This window comes from Acrocarpospora corrugata, from assembly GCF_009687845.1.
In the GTDB taxonomy this organism is placed as follows: Bacteria; Actinomycetota; Actinomycetes; order Streptosporangiales; family Streptosporangiaceae; genus Acrocarpospora; species Acrocarpospora corrugata.
In genome coordinates this window covers 34926-53106 of sequence record NZ_BLAD01000053.1, presented here as the reverse complement: position 1 = coordinate 53106, position 18181 = coordinate 34926, and the positions used below count along the sequence as shown (strand labels likewise).

Below are 18181 nucleotides of genomic sequence, written 5' to 3'. Positions count from 1 at the left end.
GAAAACGGTTGTCAAAACTGTCCGATTTGTCGGCCAGTCGTGTCAGAACAGGCCGAACCTGGTCAACGCCACCAGCAGCAGGAACGTCGCCAGCGCCACCCTGAGCACCCGCGCGCCGGGCCGCAGCGACGGCCAGGACATGTAGGCCAGCCAGAGCACGAACCCGAGCACCGGCAGCACCGCCAGGCCGCCGCGCCAGTCCGCGACCGCGAACCCGACCAGCAGCAGCGCGACCAGCACGACCGGGACCAGCCAGCGCGGCAACTGGTAGAGGAACACCAGCACGGCCGCGCTGCGCTGCTCGGCCGTACGCCGGAATCCGGTCGAACCGGGCGTGAAGAACTGCTCGCCCGGCGGCAGCGGCCGCTTGGCCGCGGGCTTGCGCCCGGGCGCCTGCGGGCGGGCCAGCGGATGGGCGGGACGGCGGGGTTTGGAGGTGTCGGCCACGGTCACGAGCCTAACGCCGCGACCCGGCCCGGGGGGATGGCATGCTGGGCGCATGCTCGCCGTGATCCGCTATTCGGTGCCAGAGGCGCAGACCGATCAGTACACCACCCAGGCCAGGGAGATCCTCGATCTGTTCGCCTCCCAGGACGGATTCGTCCGCGGCCAGGTCAGCCGCTCGGTGGACGAACCCAACCTGTGGGCCCTGGTCAGTGAGTGGGAGGGCGCCGGGTTCTACCGGCGGGCCCTCTCATCAGCGCGGATGGTGATGTATCCGCTGATGACGCTCATGATCAACGAGCCCAGCGGCTATGAGCAGGTGTACGCGAAGGGCTGAGCGAGTCCCCTAAGCTTGGCCAATACCAATCCCCAGCGCCGACACCCAGCCGGATGGAGCTTCACTCATGGCACGTCGTACCGACGTCATGGAAACCATCGTCAGTCTCGCCAAACGCCGCGGGCTCGTGTACCCGTCGAGCGAGATCTATGGCGGACTGCGCGCTTCCTGGGACTACGGTCCGCTCGGGGTCGAGCTGAAGAACAACGTGAAGCGCGAGTGGTGGAAGAGCGTCGTCCAGGGCCGCGACGACGTCGTCGGCCTGGACTCGTGCGTGATCCTGGCCCGTGAGGTCTGGGTCGCCAGCGGCCACGTGGAAACCTTCACCGACCCGCTGACCGAGTGCCAGTCGTGCCACAAGCGATACCGGGCCGACCATCTCGAAGAGGCCTACTTCGACAAGCACGGCAAGGCGCCCGAGAACGGCCTGGCCGACCTGGTCTGCGTGAACTGCGGCACCAAGGGCGCGTTCACCCAGCCCAAGCAGTTCAGCGGCCTGCTGAAGACCTACCTGGGCCCGGTCGAGGACGAGTCCGGCCTGGCGTATCTGCGCCCGGAGACCGCCCAGGGCATCTTCATCAACTACCTGAACGTGCAGCAGTCGGCCCGCAAGAAGATCCCGTTCGGCATCGGCCAGCAGGGCAAGTCGTTCCGCAACGAGATCACCCCCGGCAACTTCATCTTCAGGACCCGCGAGTTCGAGCAGATGGAGATGGAGTTCTTCGTCAAGCCGGGCACCGACGAGGAGTGGCACCAGTACTGGATCGACGAGCGCCTGCGCTGGTATGTCGATCTCGGCATCGCCAAGGACAACCTCCGGCTCTACGAGCACCCGGCCGAGAAACTGTCCCACTACTCCAAGCGCACGGTCGACATCGAGTACCGGTTCAACTTCACCGGCTCGGAGTGGGGCGAGCTGGAGGGCATCGCCAACCGCACCGACTACGACCTGACCAGCCACGGCAAGGCGTCCGGGGTCGACCTGACGTTCTTCGAGCAGGAGACCGGCGAGCGGTACGTGCCGTTCGTGATCGAGCCGGCCGCCGGCGTGGACCGGGCCACGCTCACCTTCCTGCTGGACGCGTACACGGTGGACCAGGCGCCGAACGCGAAGGGCGTGATGGAGGAGCGCACGGTCATGCGGCTGGACCACCGGCTGGCCCCGGTCAAGGTCGCGGTCCTGCCGCTGTCCCGCAACGCCGACCTGTCGCCGAAGGCCAAGGACCTGGCCGCCCAGCTGCGCCGCCGGTGGAACGTCGACTTCGACGACGCGGGCGCGATCGGCCGCCGCTACCGCCGCCAGGACGAGATCGGCACCCCGTTCGCGATCACGGTCGACTTCGACACCCTGGAGGACCACGCGGTCACCATCCGGGAGCGCGACACGATGGCCCAGCAGCGGGTCGCCCTCGACCAGGTCGAGGCCTACCTGCGCCAGCACCTGAACGACTAACCCGCCAGATGCTCGCCGAACCACTCGGTGAGCTTCTGGTACGCCTCACCCGCGGCCTGCGGGTTGTAGCGGGCGCCGGTCTCGTTGAAGAACGCGTGACCGGCGCCGGGATAGGTGACCAGCTCGCTGGTCAGCCCCGCCCGGTCGAGCGCGGCCTTGGCGGCGTCCCTGGTGGCGTTGACCCGGGCGTCGTCCTCGCCGTAGATCCCCAGCACGGCGGCCTCGGTGCCGGCGAAGTCGGCTCCGTCGGGGAGCGGCCCGTAGAAGGGCACCCCGGCGGCCAGCCGTGACTCGCCGGAGGAGAGCAGCAGCCAGACCATGCCGCCGCCGAAGCAGAAGCCGACCGCGCCGAGCTTGGCCCCGGGCGCGCGGCGTTCCAGCTCGTCCAGCCCGGCCTTCATGTCGGCGGCGAAGCGTTCCGGGGCCGCGGCACTGAGGGCGGCCGAGACCTGGCCGCTTTCGCCGAGCGCGGTCGTGCCGCCCTCCCGGGACAGCAGGTCGATGGCGAGCGCCGAGTAGCCCTCCGCGGCCAGCCGCCCCGCCACCGAGCGGGTGTGATCGTTGAGCCCCCGGTTCTCGTGCACCACCAGCACCGCGCCGCGCGGTTCCGCGGCGGCGGAGGCGAACGCGCCCATCAACCGGCCTTCAGGGCCCGGGAAGGTGATCTCCTCGGTGGGCAGCGGCGCCGGGCCGGCCGGACTGGCCGCCACGGGTGGCGTGCTCGCCGCCGGGGGAGCGGACGGCGGGGTGGCCGCGTTCTCCTCCGGGGCCCCGCAGGCGGCAAGGAGGGCGGCGGCCGCGGGCAGCCCGAGCCCGAGCAGCGCCAGCCGGCTGAGGGCTTCCCGGCGCGGGATGAGTCCGTCGGCGTGATCTTCGGCGACTTCTTCGGCGAGGTATCGCTGAAACGGCGTCATCCACCGAAAGTTACCGACCGACTCCGAAAGACAACGTAAAACCCTGATTTATGGGGGTTTTCGCGTTGGTTTGCTGACATGGGGTGATTGCTGCGTTGGGAAGGGGACCCATGTCATCCCGATTGAAGGCCGTGGCGCTCGCCTCGGGACTGGTGCTGGCGACCGCGGGACCGGCCGACGCCGCGCCCGCGCCGCAGCCGGAGGCAGAGCTGCTGCTCGTGGTGGACGACTGCTCGCTGCTCGAACCGTGAGCGAGGCCCAGCGGCTGGAACGCGCGCTGTTCGAGGTGAAGAGGGTGATCGTCGGCCAGGACCGGATGGTCGAGCGCATGCTCGTCGCCGTGCTGGCCCGGGGGCACTGCCTGCTCGAAGGCGTGCCCGGCATCGCCAAGACGCTGGCCGCCGAGACCCTGGCCGTGGTGGCCGGCGGCTCGTTCGCCCGGATCCAGTTCACCCCCGACCTGGTGCCCTCCGACATCGTCGGCACCCGGGTCTACCGGCCGTCCACCGAGAGCTTCGACACCGAACTCGGCCCGGTGATGGCCAACTTCGTGCTCGCCGACGAGATCAACCGGGCCCCGGCCAAGGTCCAGTCGGCCCTGCTGGAGGTGATGGCGGAACGGCAGGTCAGCATCGGCGGCACCACGTATCCGGTGCCGATGCCGTTCCTGGTGCTGGCCACCCAGAACCCGATCGAGTCGGAAGGCGTCTACCAGCTCCCGGAAGCCCAGCGGGACCGGTTCCTGATGAAGATCGACGTCGGCTACCCGACCGAGTCGGAGGAGCTCGCCATCCTCTACCGGATGAGTGTGGACCCCCCGGCCGCCACCCGGATCTTCGACCCGGACGAACTGCTCGCCCTCCAGCGCGCCGCCGGGACCGTCTTCGTCCACCACGCCGTCGCCGAGTACGCCGTCCGCCTCGTCTACGCCACCAGAACCCCCGACAGGTACGGCCTGGCCGAACTCACCCGCCTGCTCTCCTTCGGCGCCAGCCCCCGCGCCACCCTCGGCCTGGTCGCCGCCGCCCGCGCGCTGGCCCTGCTCAGAGGCCGCGACTACGTGCTCCCCGGCGACGTCGCCGACCTGGCTGTGGACGTGATCGCGCACCGGCTGGTGCTCTCCCTCGACGCGCTCGCCGACGGCCTGTCCGCCCGCCACCTGGTCGAACAGCTGCTCCGGGCGATCCCGCAACCGATGATCGCGCCGACCCAGGAGGAGGCGGCGTGAGACCGCCGGAGGAGGTGCTGCGGCGGCTGGAACTCACCGTCACCCGCAGGCTGGACGGGCTGCTGCAGGGCGACCATCTCGGCCTGCTGCCGGGGCCCGGCACGGAACCTGCGGAGGCCAGGCCGTACCAGCCGGGGGACGACGTGCGGCGGATGGACTGGAACGTCACCGCCCGCACCGCGGCGCCGCACGTCCGGGATGTGATCGCGGACCGGGAACTGGAGGTGTGGGTGCTGCTGGACGCCACCGCCAGCATGGACTTCGGCACCGGCCTGATGGAGAAGCGCGCCCTCGCGCTGGCCGCCGTCGCCTCGGTCGGCTTCCTCACCCAGCGGACCGGCAACCGGATCGGCGCGCACCTGCTCCAGTCCGGCTCGGTCCTGCGGCTGCCCGCCCGCACCGGCCGCCCGCACCTGATGGCGCTGATGCGCACCATCATGACCCTGCCCCGCGACGGCGCGGGGGAGCCCCGGATGGGCGTCGCCATGGACCAGCTCCGCCGGAGCGTGCCGCGCCGCGGGCTGGTCGTGGTCGTCTCCGACTTCCTGGACCCGGCCGCGACCTGGGAGACCCCGCTCCGCCACCTGGGCCTGCGCCACCAGGTGCTGGCCGTGGAGGTCACCGACCCGCGCGAGCTCACCCTGCCCGACGTCGGCGTGATCACCCTGGTCGACCCGGAGACCGGCCGGCGGCAGGAGGTCGCCAGCGGCAGCGCCCGGCTGCGGGAACGCTACCGGGCCGCCGCCGAAGCCCAGCGCGACGACATCCGGGCCGCGATCCGCCGCGCCGGGGCCGCCCACCTGGCCCTGCGCACCGACCGGGACTGGCTGCGCGACCTGATCAGGCACGTCCTGCTGCAACGCCGGCTGGCCCGGCTGGCGGGCGGCGCCGGATGAGCTTCCTGGCCCCGCAGTGGCTGCTGCTGCTCCTTCCGGTGGCCGCGATCGTCGCCGCCTACCTGATCACGTACCTGCGCAGGAGCCGGTACGCGGTCCGCTTCACCAACCTCGACCTGCTCACCAGCGTCGCGCCGAAAGGGCCGGGATTTCGCCGCCATGTGCCCGCCGCCTTCTTCTCGATCATGCTCGTGCTGCTGGTGTTCGGATTCGCCCGGCCGACGGCGGAGGTGTCGGTGCCCAGGGAGCGGGCGACCGTCATCGTCGCCTTCGACGTCTCCGCCTCGATGCTCGCCGAGGACGTCGAACCGACCAGATTCGCCGCCGCCCAGCAGGCCGCACGGCGGTTCGCCGCGGGGCTGCCCCCTCGTTTCAACCTCGGTCTGGTGGCGTTCTCGCAATACGCCTCGATAGCCGTCCCGGCCACCACCGACCGGCAGGCCGTGCTGGACGCGGTCGACCGGCTCGGCACCTCGGCCGGCACCGCCATCGGCGAGGCGGTGTTCGCCTCCCTGGACGCGATCGGCGCGATCGACGCGCAGGCGGGCGCGGACCCTCCGCCCGCCCACGTGGTGCTGCTCTCGGACGGCTCGATCACCACCGGCCGCTCCATCGCCGAGGCCGTCGGCGCGGCCTCCGCCCGGCGGGTGCCGGTCTCCACCATCGCGTACGGCACGCCGGGCGGCATGATCCAGATGGACGGCCGCACCATCCAGGTCCCGGTGGACGCCCCCGCCCTGAAGGACCTGGCCGACTCCACCGGCGGCCGCTTCTACGAGGCCGCCTCCGGCGACGAGCTGCGGGCCGTCTACGACGACATCGGCAGCTCGGTCGGCTACCGGACCGAGCGGCAGGAGGTGTGGCCGTGGTTCGTCGGCCTCGGCCTGCTCGGCGCGGTCATCTCGGCCGGCACGTCCCTGCTCTGGTTCTCCCGGATTCCGTAGGTGAGGCGCGCGTGACAGATCCCATCGGACTCGGGACGCCCAGCGGGCCGGGGTTCCGGCAGGCGCCGATCGAGTGGCGGCCGGCGGCGCGAGCCGTACCGGATCGGCTGGAACCGCCGCGGCGGCGGGGGGCGCTGGCGGCGGCGACGCTGGTGGCGCTGCTGGTCGGCGGCGCGGCGGGCGGCGCGGCCGGGTGGTTCGCCGGGCGGCCGGGGGAGGAGCCGCGCGCGGCGGTCGCGCTGCCCAGGTCGGCGGCCGGGCCGGTGCCGACGGCGGGCGGCCTGAGCGGGACGGCGGCGACGGTGCTGCCGAGCGTGGTCTCGGTGGAGGCCGGGCGCGCCTCCGGCTCCGGGTTCGCCATCGACCAGGCCGGGCACGTGCTCACCAACGCGCACGTGGTCGACGACGCCGGCTCGGTGACCGTGATCCTGCACGACGGGCGGCGGCTTTCTGCCCAGGTGGTCGGCACCGACGCGGCCTACGATCTGGCGGTGCTCCAGGTGGCGGCCGGGTCCGGGCTGATCCCGGCGATGCTGGCCAGGTCCGCCGACGTCCGGGTGGGCGACCAGGTGCTGGCGATCGGCTCGCCGCTCGGCCTGGCCGGGACGGTCACCTCCGGGATCGTCAGCGCGCTGGACCGGGAGGTCACGCTCGGCAGCGGCGGCCGGCAGACCGCGCTGCAGACCGACGCCTCGATCAACCCCGGCAACTCAGGCGGGCCGCTGGTGAACGTGCGCGGCGAGGTGGTGGGCGTGAACACGGTGATCGCCACCCTGTCGCGGCGCGGCGGCAACATCGGCATCGGGTTCGCCATCCCGGTGGACCGGGCGGCCTCGGTCGCGGAACGCATCATCCGGGATTAGGTTCGACAGATGAGGCTGCTCGTGGTCGAGGACGAGGAAGATCTCGTCGACGCGCTCAGAGTCGGCCTGGTCCGGGCCGGCTACGCGGTGGACGTCGCCTACGACGCGCCCACCGCCGACCAGAAACTGAAGGTCAACGCCTACGACCTGGTGCTGCTCGACCTGAACCTGCCGGGCGGGGACGGGTTCGAGCTGTGCCGGGCGGTCCGGCGCGGTGAGCGCGGCGGCCAGGTCCGGATCCTGATGGTGACCGCGCGGGACCGGCTGGACGACCGGGTGCGCGGCCTGGACGAGGGCGCCGACGACTACCTGGTGAAACCGTTCGCGTTCCCGGAGCTGCTGGCCCGGGTGCGCGCGCTGCTGCGCCGCGACTCGGCCGGCGGGACGGCCGTGCTGGAGGTCGGCGACCTGCGGCTGGACACCGCCAGGGTGGAGGCCTACCGGGGCGGGCGGCCGCTCAGCCTGACCCCCAAGGAGTTCGGGGTGCTGCACTATCTGATGACCCGGCCAGGACACGTCGTCTCCACCGAGGAGCTGCTCGAACACGTGTGGGACGAGCACACCGATCCGTTCACCAACACGGTCCGGGTGACCGTGGGCACGCTCCGGCGCAAGCTGGCCGGGGAGGGCGACTCGCTGATCGAGACCGTGATCAGCCGGGGCTACCGGCTGCGGGGGGCGCTGTGAGGCTCTTCGTGCAGACGATCAGGTTCCGGCTCACCGTGCTCTATTCCGGGCTGCTGATCGCCTCGGCGGCGCTGCTGCTGGGGGCGATCTACTACGCGGTGTCCAAGACCACCGAGCAGCGGCCGTACACGGTGGAGTACGCCAAGGCGCAGACCCGGTCCGGGCAGTACCTGGGGAAGATCCCTGTGGTCCAGGTCGAGGAGGTGGAGAACGCGGTCAACGTGCGCACCATGGAGACGCTGCGCAACTACTCCTTCGCCACGCTGGCCGGGCTCTTCCTGGTCGCGCTGGTGATCGGCTGGGTGCTGGCCGGGCGGGTGCTGCGGCCGATCCGGTCGATCACCAGGACCGCCGCCGAGATCCAGGCCACCGACCTGGCCCGCCGGATCAACCTGGCCGGGCCCAGGGACGAGCTGCGTGACCTGGCCGAGACCGTGGACACCATGCTGGAACGCCTGGAACACGCCTTCCGCTCCCAGCGCCAGCTCATCGACGACGCCTCGCACGAGCTGCGCAGCCCGCTCGCCATCATCCGGGCCAACCTGGACGCGGTGCTGACCGCGCCGGAGGCCACCGACGAGGAGCGCCGCCGCGCGGTCGCCATCGTGGACCGGGCCACCACCCGGATGACCCGCCTGGTCGAGGACCTGCTCGCCTCCGCCCGCCGCCAGGCGCCCGCCTTCGTCGACGCCGACGTGGACCTGGCCGCCATCGCCAACGAGGCGTGCGAGGAGTTCGCCGCGCTCGCCGTCACCCGCGACCTGTCGCTGCGGCGGCTGCTGCGCCCCGGCCTGTCCACCGTCGGCGACCACGACGCGCTGCGCCGCGCCGTCGGCAACCTGATCTCCAACGCGGTCCGGCTCGCGCCGCCCGGCACCGTGGTGACCGTGGCGGCCGGCGAGCGGGACGGCTGGGTCTGGGCCGCCGTCAGGGACGCCGGGCCCGGCATCGCCGCCGACGACAGGGACCGGGTGTTCGACCGGTTCTGGCGCGGCCCCGCCAGCCGCAGGGACCGGCACACCGGGCTGGGCCTGGCCATCGTCCGTCAGATCGTGGAATCGCACGGCGGGCAGGTCCGGGTCTTCTCCGAACTGGGCACGGGCAGCACGTTCGTGCTCTGGCTGCCGGGGCCCAGTCCCGGCGAGGCTCCGGACGGCGATCCGCTGGATTAGGGGCAGACGGTTCCGTCGTCGGGGACCTTGCCGTCCAGCAGGTAGCCGTTCACCAGGGAGTCGATGCAGGTGTTCTGGCCGTACGCGCCGTGGCCCTCGCCCTTGAGCGTGAGCAGGACGCCGGTGCCGAGCTGTTCGGTGAGCTTGGGCGCCCACTCGTACGGGGTGGCCGGGTCGTGGGTCACCCCGACCACCAGGATCGGGCCGGAGCCGGAGGCGTCGATGTGCCGGTTGGTGTCCTCGCCGGGGGCGGGCCAGACGCTGCAGCCGCCCGCGCTGGCCACGTCCGGGCCGAAGATCGGCCACTTCTTGGTCATCTCCTTGGCCAGGTCCACCGCCTCCTCGACGGTGGGGCGGTTGGTGGTGTCCGCGCACAGGATGGCCACCAGCGAGGACTGCAGGGTGTTGTAGGAGCCGTCCGGTCTGCGGCCGCTGTAGGAGTCGGACAGGTTCAGCAGACCCGCGCCGTCGCCGGCGATCCCGTCGGCGATGGCCTGGGTGAGCAGCGGCCAGGTCAGCTCGCTGTACAGGGCTTCGGCGATGGCGGACCGCGCGATGTCGTCGGTGACCAGCCGTCCCTGCACGTTGAGCGGCTTGCGCTTCAGCGCGGCGAGCAGGCCGAGCACGGCGGTGTTGCCGTTGAACGGGCAGTCCTGCCTGGCGCAGTCGGCCAGGTAGTTCTGGTAGGCCTGCTGGAATCCGACCGCCTGCGTCCTGGACTGCTCCAGCAGCCCCACCGACGGGTCGAGCGCCGAGTCCAGCACCATCCGGCCGGTCTGGCCGGGATACAGGGTCGCGTACAGCGCTCCCAGGTGGGTGCCGTAGGAGAACCCGAGGTAGTTGAGCTTCGGGTCGCCGAGCCGGATCCGCAGCGTCTCCATGTCGCGGGCGGCGTTCAGCGTCCCGACGTAGGGCAGGATCGCGCTCGAGTGCCGCTGGCACGCCTGGGCGAACTCGGTCAGCAGGCGGGTCTGGGTGGGCACGTCCAGGCTGGGCTCGGCCGCCAGGAACGCCTCGAACGGCTTCGGGTCCAGGCAGTGCACGCCGTCGCTGCGCTCGACCCCGCGCGGGTCGAAGCTGACCAGGTCGTACCGCCCGTTCAGGGTGCGGAACGCGCTGGCCGCGTCCAGCAGGGTGTCGACCCCGGAGCCGCCGGGGCCGCCGAAGTTGAAGACCAGCGAGCCGATCTTGGCGCCGGGCCCGGCGGCGCGGAGCCGGACCAGCGCGATGCCGACCGTCGGCCCGGCCGGTTTGGCGTAGTCCAGCGGCACCTCCATGGTGGCGCACTGGAAGCCGGCCGACGGCGCGGTCCGGTCGCACGCCCCCCAGGTGATCTCCACGGGCTGCGCGGACGTGGTCGGGGCGGGCGCGGTCGAGCCGCACGCGCCCAGAGCCACGCACAGAGCCAGCAGCGCGGCAACGGCCACCAGTCGCCTCATCAATACCCCCGATAGTCTCAGGGGCTTCTTCCCCGGAAATGGTCTACACCAATTAACGTGCAGGCAACATTTCGCACTTCTGGGAAAATTGGTTTATACCACTGGGTGACTCGGAAAGAATGGCCGATTTTTACGTTTCCCTGAATTGGATTAGACCGGTTTATGGGCCTCTACCTGCATAAATGGTTACACGTGACAGTCGTGACGTTTCATGGTGTCCTTTATCGGTAGAGTCCTCGAAAGCGGGTTTGGTCCGCGTTTGCTGAAGGAGCTCATCGTGCCGAAGTACGTTTTCGACTTCACCGAGGGGAACAAGGATCTCCGGGATCTGCTCGGTGGCAAGGGCGCCAATCTCGCGGAAATGACCAACCTGGGGCTGCCCGTGCCGCCCGGGTTCACCATCACCACCGAGGCCTGCCGGAGCTACCTGGCGGACGGGGTCATCCCGGCCGAGGAGATCGCCACCCACCTGGCCAAGCTGGAAGCCGCGATGGGCAAGCGCCTCGGCGACCCCGAGGACCCGCTGCTGGTGAGCGTGCGCTCCGGGGCCAAGTTCTCGATGCCCGGCATGATGGAGACCGTCCTCAACATCGGCCTCAACGACGCCTCGGTGCGGGGCCTGGCCGGGCAGTCGGGGAACGAGCGGTTCGCGTGGGACTCCTACCGGCGGCTGATCCAGATGTTCGGCAAGACCGTGCTGGACATCGACGGGGAGAAGTTCGACGAGGCGCTGGAGGAGCTGAAGGCCGGCCGGGAGGATCTCGCCCTGGACGCGGCGGATTTCCGGCGGCTGGTCGGGACGTACAAGGAGATCGTCAGGACCGAGAAGGGCCGGGAGTTCCCCGACGACCCGCGTGAGCAGATGGAGCTCGCCGTCCGCGCCGTCTTCGACTCCTGGAACGCGCCGCGCGCGGTGCTCTACCGCCGTCAGGAGCGCATCCCCGCCGACCTCGGCACAGCGGTCAACGTGGTCGCGATGGTCTTCGGCAACCTCGGCATGGACTCAGGCACCGGCGTCGCTTTCACCCGGGACCCCGCCTCCGGGCAGCGCGGCATCTACGGCGACTACCTGCAGAACGCGCAGGGCGAGGACGTGGTGGCCGGCATCCGCAACACCATCCCGCTACAGCGCCTTGAGGAGATCGACGCCACCTCCTACCGCCAGCTGCTCGACATCATGGCCCGCCTGGAAGGCCACTACCGCGACCTGTGCGACATCGAGTTCACCATCGAACGCGGCAAGCTCTGGATGCTGCAGACCCGGGTCGGCAAGCGGACCGCCGCCGCGGCCTTCCGGATCGCCGTGCAGCTGGTCGACGAGGGCCTCATCGACCTGGACGAGGCCGTCATCCGGTGCACCGGCGACCAGCTCGCCCAGCTGATGTTCCCGCGCTTCGCCGACGGCGCGGACAACACCCTGCTGACCAAGGGCATGAACGCCTCCCCGGGCGCGGCCGTCGGCCAGGCCGTCTTCTCCTCCGCCCGCGCCGTCGAGCTCGCCGCCCAGGGCGTCGAGGTGATCCTGGTACGGCGCGAGACCAACCCCGACGACCTGTCCGGCATGATCGCCGCCAAGGGCGTGCTGACCTCGCGCGGCGGCAAGACCTCGCACGCCGCCGTGGTGGCCCGCGGCATGGGCAAGACCTGCGTCTGCGGCGCGGAGGACATCGTCGTGGACGCCAAGGCTCTTCGCTTCACCGCCGGCGACACCGTCGTCGAGGAGGGCGAGGTCATCTCCATCGACGGCACCAGCGGCGCGGTCTACCTCGGCGCGGTGCCGGTGGTGGCCTCGCCGGTGGTCGAGTACTTCGAGGGCGCGCCTCCCGCCGACGAGCTGGTGTCCGCCGTGCACCGGATCATGACCCACGCCGACGGCGGCCGGCGGCTGGCCGTCCGCGCCAACGCCGACACCGCCGAGGACGCGGCCAGGGCGCGGCGGTTCGGCGCGCAGGGCATCGGCCTCTGCCGGACCGAGCACATGTTCCTGGGCGACCGCCGCCAGCTGGTCGAGGACCTCATCCTGGCCGAGACGCCGGCCGAGCGGCAGTCCGCGCTGGACGCGCTGGAGCCGCTGCAGAAGGCCGACTTCATCGGCCTGTTCGAGGCGATGTCCGGGCTGCCGGTGACGATCCGGCTGATCGACCCGCCGCTGCACGAGTTCCTGCCCGACCTGGTGGACCTGTCGGTCAAGGTGGCCACCGGCGCCGGGACCGACAAGGACGACCGGCTGCTCACCGCCGTCAAGCGCCTGCACGAGCAGAACCCGATGCTCGGCCTGCGCGGGGTCCGGCTCGGCCTGGTCATCCCCGGCCTGTTCGCCATGCAGGTCCGCGCCATCGCGCAGGCCGCCAGGCAGTCCGTCAAGGCCCGCGCCGAGATCATGATCCCGCTGGTCGGCGCGGTCCAGGAGCTGGAGAGCGTACGCGAGGAGGCGCTCAAGATCCTCGCCGAGGTCGGCGTGCACGCCCTGATCGGCACCATGATCGAGGTCCCGAGGGCCGCGCTGACCGCCGGGCAGATCGCCGAGGCCGCCCAGTTCTTCTCCTTCGGCACCAACGACCTCACCCAGATGACCTGGGGCTTCTCCCGCGACGACGTCGAAGCCTCATTCTTCGGGAAATACCTGGATCTGGGGATCTTCGGGGTGTCGCCGTTCGAGTCCCTGGACCGGGACGGCGTCGGCCGCCTGATGCGGATCGCGGTCGAGGAGGGGCGCGCGGCCCGGCCCGACCTCAAACTCGGCATCTGCGGCGAGCACGGCGGCGACCCGGAATCGGTCCGGTTCTGCCACGAGATCGGCCTCGACTACGTCTCCTGCTCGCCGTTCCGGGTCCCGGTGGCCCGGCTGGAGGCGGGCCGGGCCGCGCTCAGCCGCGCCGGATCCGACACTCGTTAGCGGAGCGGGAGCCACTGTTTCCATCGCGTTTGTCATTGAGCGTGGTGTTTGCGGGTACTGTCTCACTCCCTCGCCGAGACTTCGCCGAGATTGGGGGACGCGTGACGCCGTACACCGAACACGACCAGGCACGATGGGTTCCCGAGCCGCCGGGCCACACCCCGCGCGGGCCGTTCGAGCGGGATCGGGCCCGGGTGCTGCACAGTGACGCGCTGCGCCGGCTGGCGGCCAAGACCCAGGTCGTCACGCCCGGCGAGCGCGGCATGCACAGCCCGCGCACCCGGCTCACCCACTCGCTGGAATGCGCCCAGATCGGGCGCGAGATGGCCGGCACCCTGGGGCGCGACCCCGACCTGGTGGAGACCGCCTGCCTGGCCCACGACCTCGGCCACCCGCCGTTCGGCCACAACGGCGAGACCGCGCTGGACACGGTGGCCCGCCGCTGCGGCGGCTTCGAGGGCAACGCGCAGAGCCTGCGGCTGCTCACCCGGCTGGAGGCCAAGGTCCTCACCGAGGACGACAGGAGCGCCGGGCTCAACCTCACCAGGGCCGCCCTGGACGCCGCGATCAAATACCCGTGGAGCCGGGAGTCCGGCCCCAAATACTGCGTCTACCCCGACGACCGGCCGGTGTTCGACTGGGTCAGAGAGGGCGCCCCGGACGGCCGGGTCAGCTTCGAGGCGCAGATCATGGACTGGGCCGACGACGTCGCCTACTCGGTGCACGACCTGGAGGACGCGCTGCACTCCGGCCACGTCACCCCCGAGGCGCTCCGCGACCCGGAGGAGCGGCGCGAGGTCTGCCGGACCACCCGCGACTGGTACGCCCCCGGCACCGACCTGGGCGAACTGGAGGACATCTTCGGCCGGCTGGCCGCCGACCCCGTCTGGCCGACCGGGTTCGACGGCGGCCTGGCCGACCTGGCCGCGCTCAAACGCCTCACCAGCACCACGATCGGCCGGTTCTGCCGCTCCGCCCAGGACGCCACCCGGGCCGCGTATCCGGCCGAATCGGCCGGGCGGCACGACGCCGACCTGGTCGTGCCGCGCCGGGCCCGGCTGGAGTGCGCGCTGCTCAAGGGCGTCACCGCGCACTACGTGATGACCCGCGCCGACCACCACGCCACCCAGGGGAGGCAGCGCGAGATCATCGCCGAACTGGCCGCGATGATCATGCTGGGCGCGCCCGACACGCTGGAGCCCGCGCTCCGGCCCGCCTTCGAACAGGCCGCCGACGACGCGGGGCGGCTGCGCGCCGTGGTCGACCAGATCGCCTCGCTGACCGACGCCTCGGCCATCGCCATGCACGCGCGGCTGACGGCATGAATCCCCGGTTTCGGTCGACGAAACCGGCAACCAGGCGGATACTCCGGCTGCGCGAGTGTCCGCGTGACGAAGGAGCATCCTGACCATGTCCGAACACCACGATTCGCGGTTCGTCATCATCGGTGGCGGCCTCGCGGGCGCCAAAGCCGCCGAGACCCTCCGGGCCGAGGGCTTCGACGGGCCGATCACGCTGCTCGCGGCCGAGCAGGAGCGCCCGTACGAGCGCCCGCCGCTGTCCAAGGGCTACCTGCAGGGCTCGGCCGAGCTGGCCGAGGTCTACGTGCACGAGGACGGCTGGTACCGGGCGCACGACGTGGACCTGCGGCTCGGCGTCGCAGCCGGCCGGATCGTGCGGGGGGAGCGGGTGGTCGAGCTGGCGACCGGGGAGCGGCTGCCGTACCGGCGGCTGCTCATCGCGACCGGGTCCACGCCGCGCCCGCTGCCGGTGGACGGCGCGGACCTGGACGGCGTGCACTACCTGCGCACCCTGGCCGACAGCCAGGCGCTGCGGGCCGCCTTCGGGCACGGCGGTGACGTGGTGATCATCGGGGCGGGCTGGATCGGCCTGGAGACGGCCGCCGCCGCCCGCAAGGCCGGCTGCCGGGTGGTCGTGGTCGAGCCCGAGCCGACGCCGCTGCACCGCACCCTCGGCCGCCAGATCGGCGAGGTCTTCGCCGACCTGCACCGCCGCAACGGGGTCGAGTTCCGGTTCGGCGCCTCCGTGACCCGGCTGACCGGCGCCGGCGGGCACGTGCGCGCGGTCGAGCTGTCCGGCGGCGAGTCGCTCCCGGCCGACGACGTGCTGGCCGGCATCGGCGCCGCGCCCAACGTCGAACTGGCCAGGGACGCCGGCCTTGAGGTGAACAGCGGCATCCTGGTCGACGAGGCGATGCGCAGCAGCGACCCCGACATCTTCGCCGCCGGGGACGTGGCCGAGGCCATGCACCCGCTGCTGGGCCGCCGGATCCGGGTCGAGCACTGGGCCAACGCCCTCAACCAGGGCCCGGCCGCGGCCCGCGCCATGATGGGCGAGCAGGTCAGCTACGACCTGGTGCCCTACTTCTACACCGACCAGTACGAGCTGGGCATGGAGTTCTCCGGCGACATCGAGGGCCACGACCAGGTCGTCATCCGGGGCGCGGACCTGGAGTTCATCGCGTTCTGGCTGCGTGAGGGCCGAGCGATCGCCGGGATGAACGTCAACGTCTGGGACGTCGTGGACGACATCCAGGCCCTGATCAGGTCCGGCCGCCGGGTGGACCCGGCCGAACTGGCCGACCCCGACACACCCTTCTAAAGGGAATAGGTCCGGATCAACACCGCGGTCAGTTACAAAAGAGAGGTCTAATTTCGGTACCGTCACGCAGGTGGAGATCATGCGATCGGGGACTCTGGCGCTCGTTCTGCTCACGGCCGCGTGCAGCGCACCGGGTGGAGTGGCGGGCGTGAGCACCTTTCCCCCCTCGCCGAGCGCACTGTCGGCCGACCCGACCGTGGACGGCACTGCCACCCCCGGGCCGACCTTCGCGGCGGCCGTCATGCCGCCGCCCGGCGACGAGCCGGTCCGGCTGCCGCCGCCCAAGGTCTCCCGGTTCACCTACGTCTTCCCGGTCAAGGGCTGCCGGACCACGTACGAGCGGAAACGCCTGACCCTCCCCAAGACCACCATCTGGGCCGGGCGCGGCTGCTCCTTCGTGGCCCCGGTGGACGGCGTGGTCCGCGAGGTCAACGTGCAGAACAAGTGGAAGCCCTCCACCGACATGGGCTCCCACCGCGAGGGCCGCTACGTCACCCTGCTCGGCGCGGACGGCGTGCTCTACCTCGGCGGCCACCTGGACACGATCGCCGCCGGCGTCCGGCCGGGCCTGAAGGTCAAGGCGGGCCGGCTGCTCGGCCGGGTGGGCAACACCGGCAACGCCCGCAGCACGGCCAGCAACCTCTACTTCGCGGTCAGCTGGCCGGTGCCGCCGCAGTACTGGTGGATCCGGCGCGGCATGGTCGATCCGTGGCCGTTCCTGGACGCCTGGTGGGACGGCAACCGCACGCTGTCCCCTCGCCCGGCGGTGCAGGCGACCAAGGAGCGGGTTGGCACGCTCCCGGCCTGCTCGGCGCTCTGCGCGGGCAAACCGGAGCAGCCGAAACCCCGGCCCGCCAAGAAGCCCGAGAAGGAGGAGCCGCCGGTGATCATCCCATTCGTCACCGAGGCTGTCGGTCGCGGCCAATAGACTCGCGATGTGGCAGGCAGGATCAGTGATGAGGACATCGCGCTCGTGCGGGAGCGCTCGCAGATCGCCGATGTGGTGGGGGACTATGTCCAGCTCCGCAACGCGGGCGGCGGCAATCTGAAGGGGCTCTGCCCCTTCCACGATGAGAAGTCGCCATCGTTCAACGTCACCCCCACGCGCGGCATGTACTACTGCTTCGGCTGCTCCGAGGGCGGCGACGTCATCACCTTCATCCAGAAGATGGACGCGCTCACCTTCGCCGAGGCGGTCGAGCGGCTGGCCCAGCGGGCCGGCATCCAGCTCCGCTACGAGCAGGGCGGCTACGTGCCCGGCCGGCAGCAGGGCGAGCGCTCCCGCCTGATCGAGGTGCACCGGGTCGCCGCGGAGTACTACGTCTCCCAGCTGTCCAGCCCCGAGGCCGCGGTCGGCCGCAGGTTCCTGTCCGAGCGCGGCTTCGAACGCGTCGACGCCGAGCACTTCGGCATCGGCTACGCCCCCAACGAGTGGGAGGCGCTCACCCGCCACCTGATGGGCCGCGGCTTCACCAGCCAGGAACTGCTCCGCGGCGGCCTGGCCGCGGAAGGCCGCCGCGGCCCCCGCGACCGTTTCCGGGGCAGGCTGATCTGGCCGATCCGCGACATCACCGGCGACGTCATCGGCTTCGGCGCGCGCAAACTCCTGGACGCCGACGACGGCCCCAAATACCTCAACACCCCAGAAAGCCCGATCTACCACAAGGGCTCGGTTCTGTACGGAATCGACCTGGCCAAACGGGAGATCTCCAAACGCTCCCAGGCCGTCATCGTCGAGGGTTACACCGACGTCATGGCCCTGCACCTGGCCGGCGTCCCCACCGCCGTCGCCACCTGCGGCACCGCCTTCGGCGAAGACCACATCAAGGTGCTCAGGCGGATCCTGTTCGACCAGGGCCAGGGCGAGGTCATCTTCACCTTCGACGGGGATTCGGCCGGGCAGAAAGCCGCACTCCGGGCCTTCCAGGACGAGCAGAAGTTCGTCACCCAGACCTATGTCGCGGTCCAGCCCGACGGCCTGGACCCGTGCGACCTGCGGGTCAAGCAGGGCGACGCGGCCGTCCGCGACCTGGTCGCCAGCCGCGAGCCGCTGTTCGCGTTCGCCATCCGCAGCATGATCGCCCGCTTCGACCTCAACACCAACGAGGGCAAACTCTCCGCCCTGGACGCGGTCGCCCCCGTGGTCGCCTCGATCAAGGACCGCGCGCTGCGGGGGATGTACGCGGTGGATCTCGACCGCTGGCTCGGCATCATGAACGAACGTTTCGTGGTCGAGCGGATCCAGGAGATCGCCGCCCGCCCCACCGAGACCCGCCCCGCCGCCGC

General features: G+C 71.3%; 17 protein-coding genes. 14 read left to right on the top strand and 3 right to left on the bottom strand.

Translation table 11 applies throughout. The features are described 5' to 3' along the window. Positions 1 to 42: 42 nt before the first annotated feature. The gene (locus tag Acor_RS19195; RefSeq protein ID WP_155338058.1) at positions 43 to 447 is read right to left on the bottom strand and encodes a DUF6703 family protein; all 405 of its coding nucleotides are present in this window, start codon (positions 445 to 447) and stop codon (positions 43 to 45) included. A 52-nt stretch (positions 448 to 499) separates the two neighbouring features. Between Acor_RS19195 and Acor_RS19190 the strand changes: the two genes are divergently transcribed. Both Acor_RS19190 and Acor_RS19185 read left to right on the top strand, forming a co-directional pair. Then, the gene (locus Acor_RS19190; protein ID WP_155338057.1) at positions 500 to 781 is read left to right on the top strand and encodes an antibiotic biosynthesis monooxygenase family protein; all 282 of its coding nucleotides are present in this window, start codon (positions 500 to 502) and stop codon (positions 779 to 781) included. Between the two features lie 88 nt (positions 782 to 869). Next, a complete protein-coding gene (locus Acor_RS19185; protein WP_422664819.1) occupies positions 870 to 2234 on the top strand; it encodes a glycine--tRNA ligase in 1365 nt (454 codons plus the stop codon). Here the strand turns inward: Acor_RS19185 and Acor_RS19180 are convergent. After that, positions 2231 to 3148 (bottom strand): dienelactone hydrolase family protein, encoded by a 918-nt coding sequence (locus tag Acor_RS19180; protein ID WP_155338055.1) that lies wholly within the window; start codon positions 3146 to 3148, stop codon positions 2231 to 2233. The two genes, Acor_RS19185 and Acor_RS19180, sit on opposite strands and share 4 nt — an antisense overlap. Before the next feature lie 110 nt (positions 3149 to 3258). Between Acor_RS19180 and Acor_RS19175 the strand changes: the two genes are divergently transcribed. The 7 genes from Acor_RS19175 to Acor_RS19145 are packed head-to-tail and all read left to right on the top strand — an operon-like array spanning position 3259 to position 8938. Beyond that, a complete protein-coding gene (locus Acor_RS19175; protein ID WP_155338054.1) occupies positions 3259 to 3399 on the top strand; it encodes a hypothetical protein in 141 nt (46 codons plus the stop codon). Next, a complete protein-coding gene (locus Acor_RS19170) occupies positions 3396 to 4376 on the top strand; it encodes an AAA family ATPase (RefSeq protein ID WP_422664817.1) in 981 nt (326 codons plus the stop codon). The genes Acor_RS19175 and Acor_RS19170 overlap by 4 nt, the downstream gene beginning before the upstream one ends. Then, positions 4373 to 5272, top strand: coding sequence for a DUF58 domain-containing protein (locus Acor_RS19165; RefSeq protein WP_155338053.1), 900 nt, complete (start codon positions 4373 to 4375; stop codon positions 5270 to 5272). Before Acor_RS19170 ends, Acor_RS19165 begins: the two co-directional genes overlap by 4 nt. Next, on the top strand, positions 5269 to 6216 hold the full coding sequence (locus Acor_RS19160; RefSeq protein WP_155338052.1) for a VWA domain-containing protein: 948 nt from the start codon (positions 5269 to 5271) through the stop codon (positions 6214 to 6216). The genes Acor_RS19165 and Acor_RS19160 overlap by 4 nt, the downstream gene beginning before the upstream one ends. Positions 6217 to 6227: 11 nt before the next feature. Then, on the top strand, positions 6228 to 7079 hold the full coding sequence (locus Acor_RS19155; RefSeq protein WP_155338051.1) for a S1C family serine protease: 852 nt from the start codon (positions 6228 to 6230) through the stop codon (positions 7077 to 7079). A gap of 9 nt (positions 7080 to 7088) precedes the next feature. Then, positions 7089 to 7766, top strand: a complete 678-nt coding sequence (locus tag Acor_RS19150; protein WP_170316996.1) for a response regulator transcription factor — start codon at positions 7089 to 7091, stop codon at positions 7764 to 7766. Further along, positions 7763 to 8938, top strand: a complete 1176-nt coding sequence (locus tag Acor_RS19145; RefSeq protein WP_155338050.1) for a sensor histidine kinase — start codon at positions 7763 to 7765, stop codon at positions 8936 to 8938. The genes Acor_RS19150 and Acor_RS19145 overlap by 4 nt, the downstream gene beginning before the upstream one ends. Here the strand turns inward: Acor_RS19145 and Acor_RS19140 are convergent. Continuing rightward, entirely contained in the window at positions 8935 to 10377 is a 1443-nt protein-coding gene (locus Acor_RS19140; protein ID WP_155338049.1) for an alpha/beta hydrolase, read from the bottom strand. The genes Acor_RS19145 and Acor_RS19140 overlap by 4 nt on opposite strands. 277 nt (positions 10378 to 10654) lie before the next feature. Here Acor_RS19140 and ppdK point away from each other — a divergent pair, with 277 nt between their 5' ends. The 5 genes from ppdK to dnaG form a co-directional block, all read left to right on the top strand. Beyond that, positions 10655 to 13273, top strand: coding sequence for a pyruvate, phosphate dikinase (gene ppdK / locus Acor_RS19135; RefSeq protein ID WP_218034367.1), 2619 nt, complete (start codon positions 10655 to 10657; stop codon positions 13271 to 13273). 101 nt (positions 13274 to 13374) lie between these two features. Next, positions 13375 to 14598: a deoxyguanosinetriphosphate triphosphohydrolase gene (locus tag Acor_RS19130; RefSeq protein ID WP_155338047.1), complete on the top strand. Its 1224-nt coding sequence runs from the start codon at positions 13375 to 13377 to the stop codon at positions 14596 to 14598. Positions 14599 to 14683: 85 nt separating this feature from the next. After that, the gene (locus Acor_RS19125; protein WP_155338046.1) at positions 14684 to 15895 is read left to right on the top strand and encodes an NAD(P)/FAD-dependent oxidoreductase; all 1212 of its coding nucleotides are present in this window, start codon (positions 14684 to 14686) and stop codon (positions 15893 to 15895) included. Positions 15896 to 16043: 148 nt separating this feature from the next. Then, positions 16044 to 16823 (top strand): M23 family metallopeptidase, encoded by a 780-nt coding sequence (locus Acor_RS19120; protein ID WP_246238770.1) that lies wholly within the window; start codon positions 16044 to 16046, stop codon positions 16821 to 16823. A gap of 9 nt (positions 16824 to 16832) precedes the next feature. Continuing rightward, a partial coding sequence (gene dnaG, locus Acor_RS19115) for a DNA primase (RefSeq protein WP_155338148.1) occupies positions 16833 to 18181 on the top strand: 1349 nt, incomplete at its 3' end.

Bases quoted from the DNA above. Each gene is read 5' to 3' on its own strand.
- Acor_RS19190 (WP_155338057.1), top strand. From the start codon at position 500: ATGCTCGCCGTGATCCGCTATTCGGTGCCAGAGGCGCAGACCGATCAG.
- Acor_RS19185 (WP_422664819.1), top strand. From the start codon at position 870: ATGGAAACCATCGTCAGTCTCGCCAAACGCCGCGGGCTCGTGTACCCG.
- Acor_RS19180 (WP_155338055.1), bottom strand. From the start codon at position 3,148: ATGACGCCGTTTCAGCGATACCTCGCCGAAGAAGTCGCCGAAGATCAC.
- Acor_RS19175 (WP_155338054.1), top strand. From the start codon at position 3,259: ATGTCATCCCGATTGAAGGCCGTGGCGCTCGCCTCGGGACTGGTGCTG.
- Acor_RS19160 (WP_155338052.1), top strand. From the start codon at position 5,269: ATGAGCTTCCTGGCCCCGCAGTGGCTGCTGCTGCTCCTTCCGGTGGCC.
- Acor_RS19150 (WP_170316996.1), top strand. From the start codon at position 7,089: ATGAGGCTGCTCGTGGTCGAGGACGAGGAAGATCTCGTCGACGCGCTC.
- Acor_RS19140 (WP_155338049.1), bottom strand. From the start codon at position 10,377: ATGAGGCGACTGGTGGCCGTTGCCGCGCTGCTGGCTCTGTGCGTGGCT.
- Acor_RS19125 (WP_155338046.1), top strand. From the start codon at position 14,684: ATGTCCGAACACCACGATTCGCGGTTCGTCATCATCGGTGGCGGCCTC.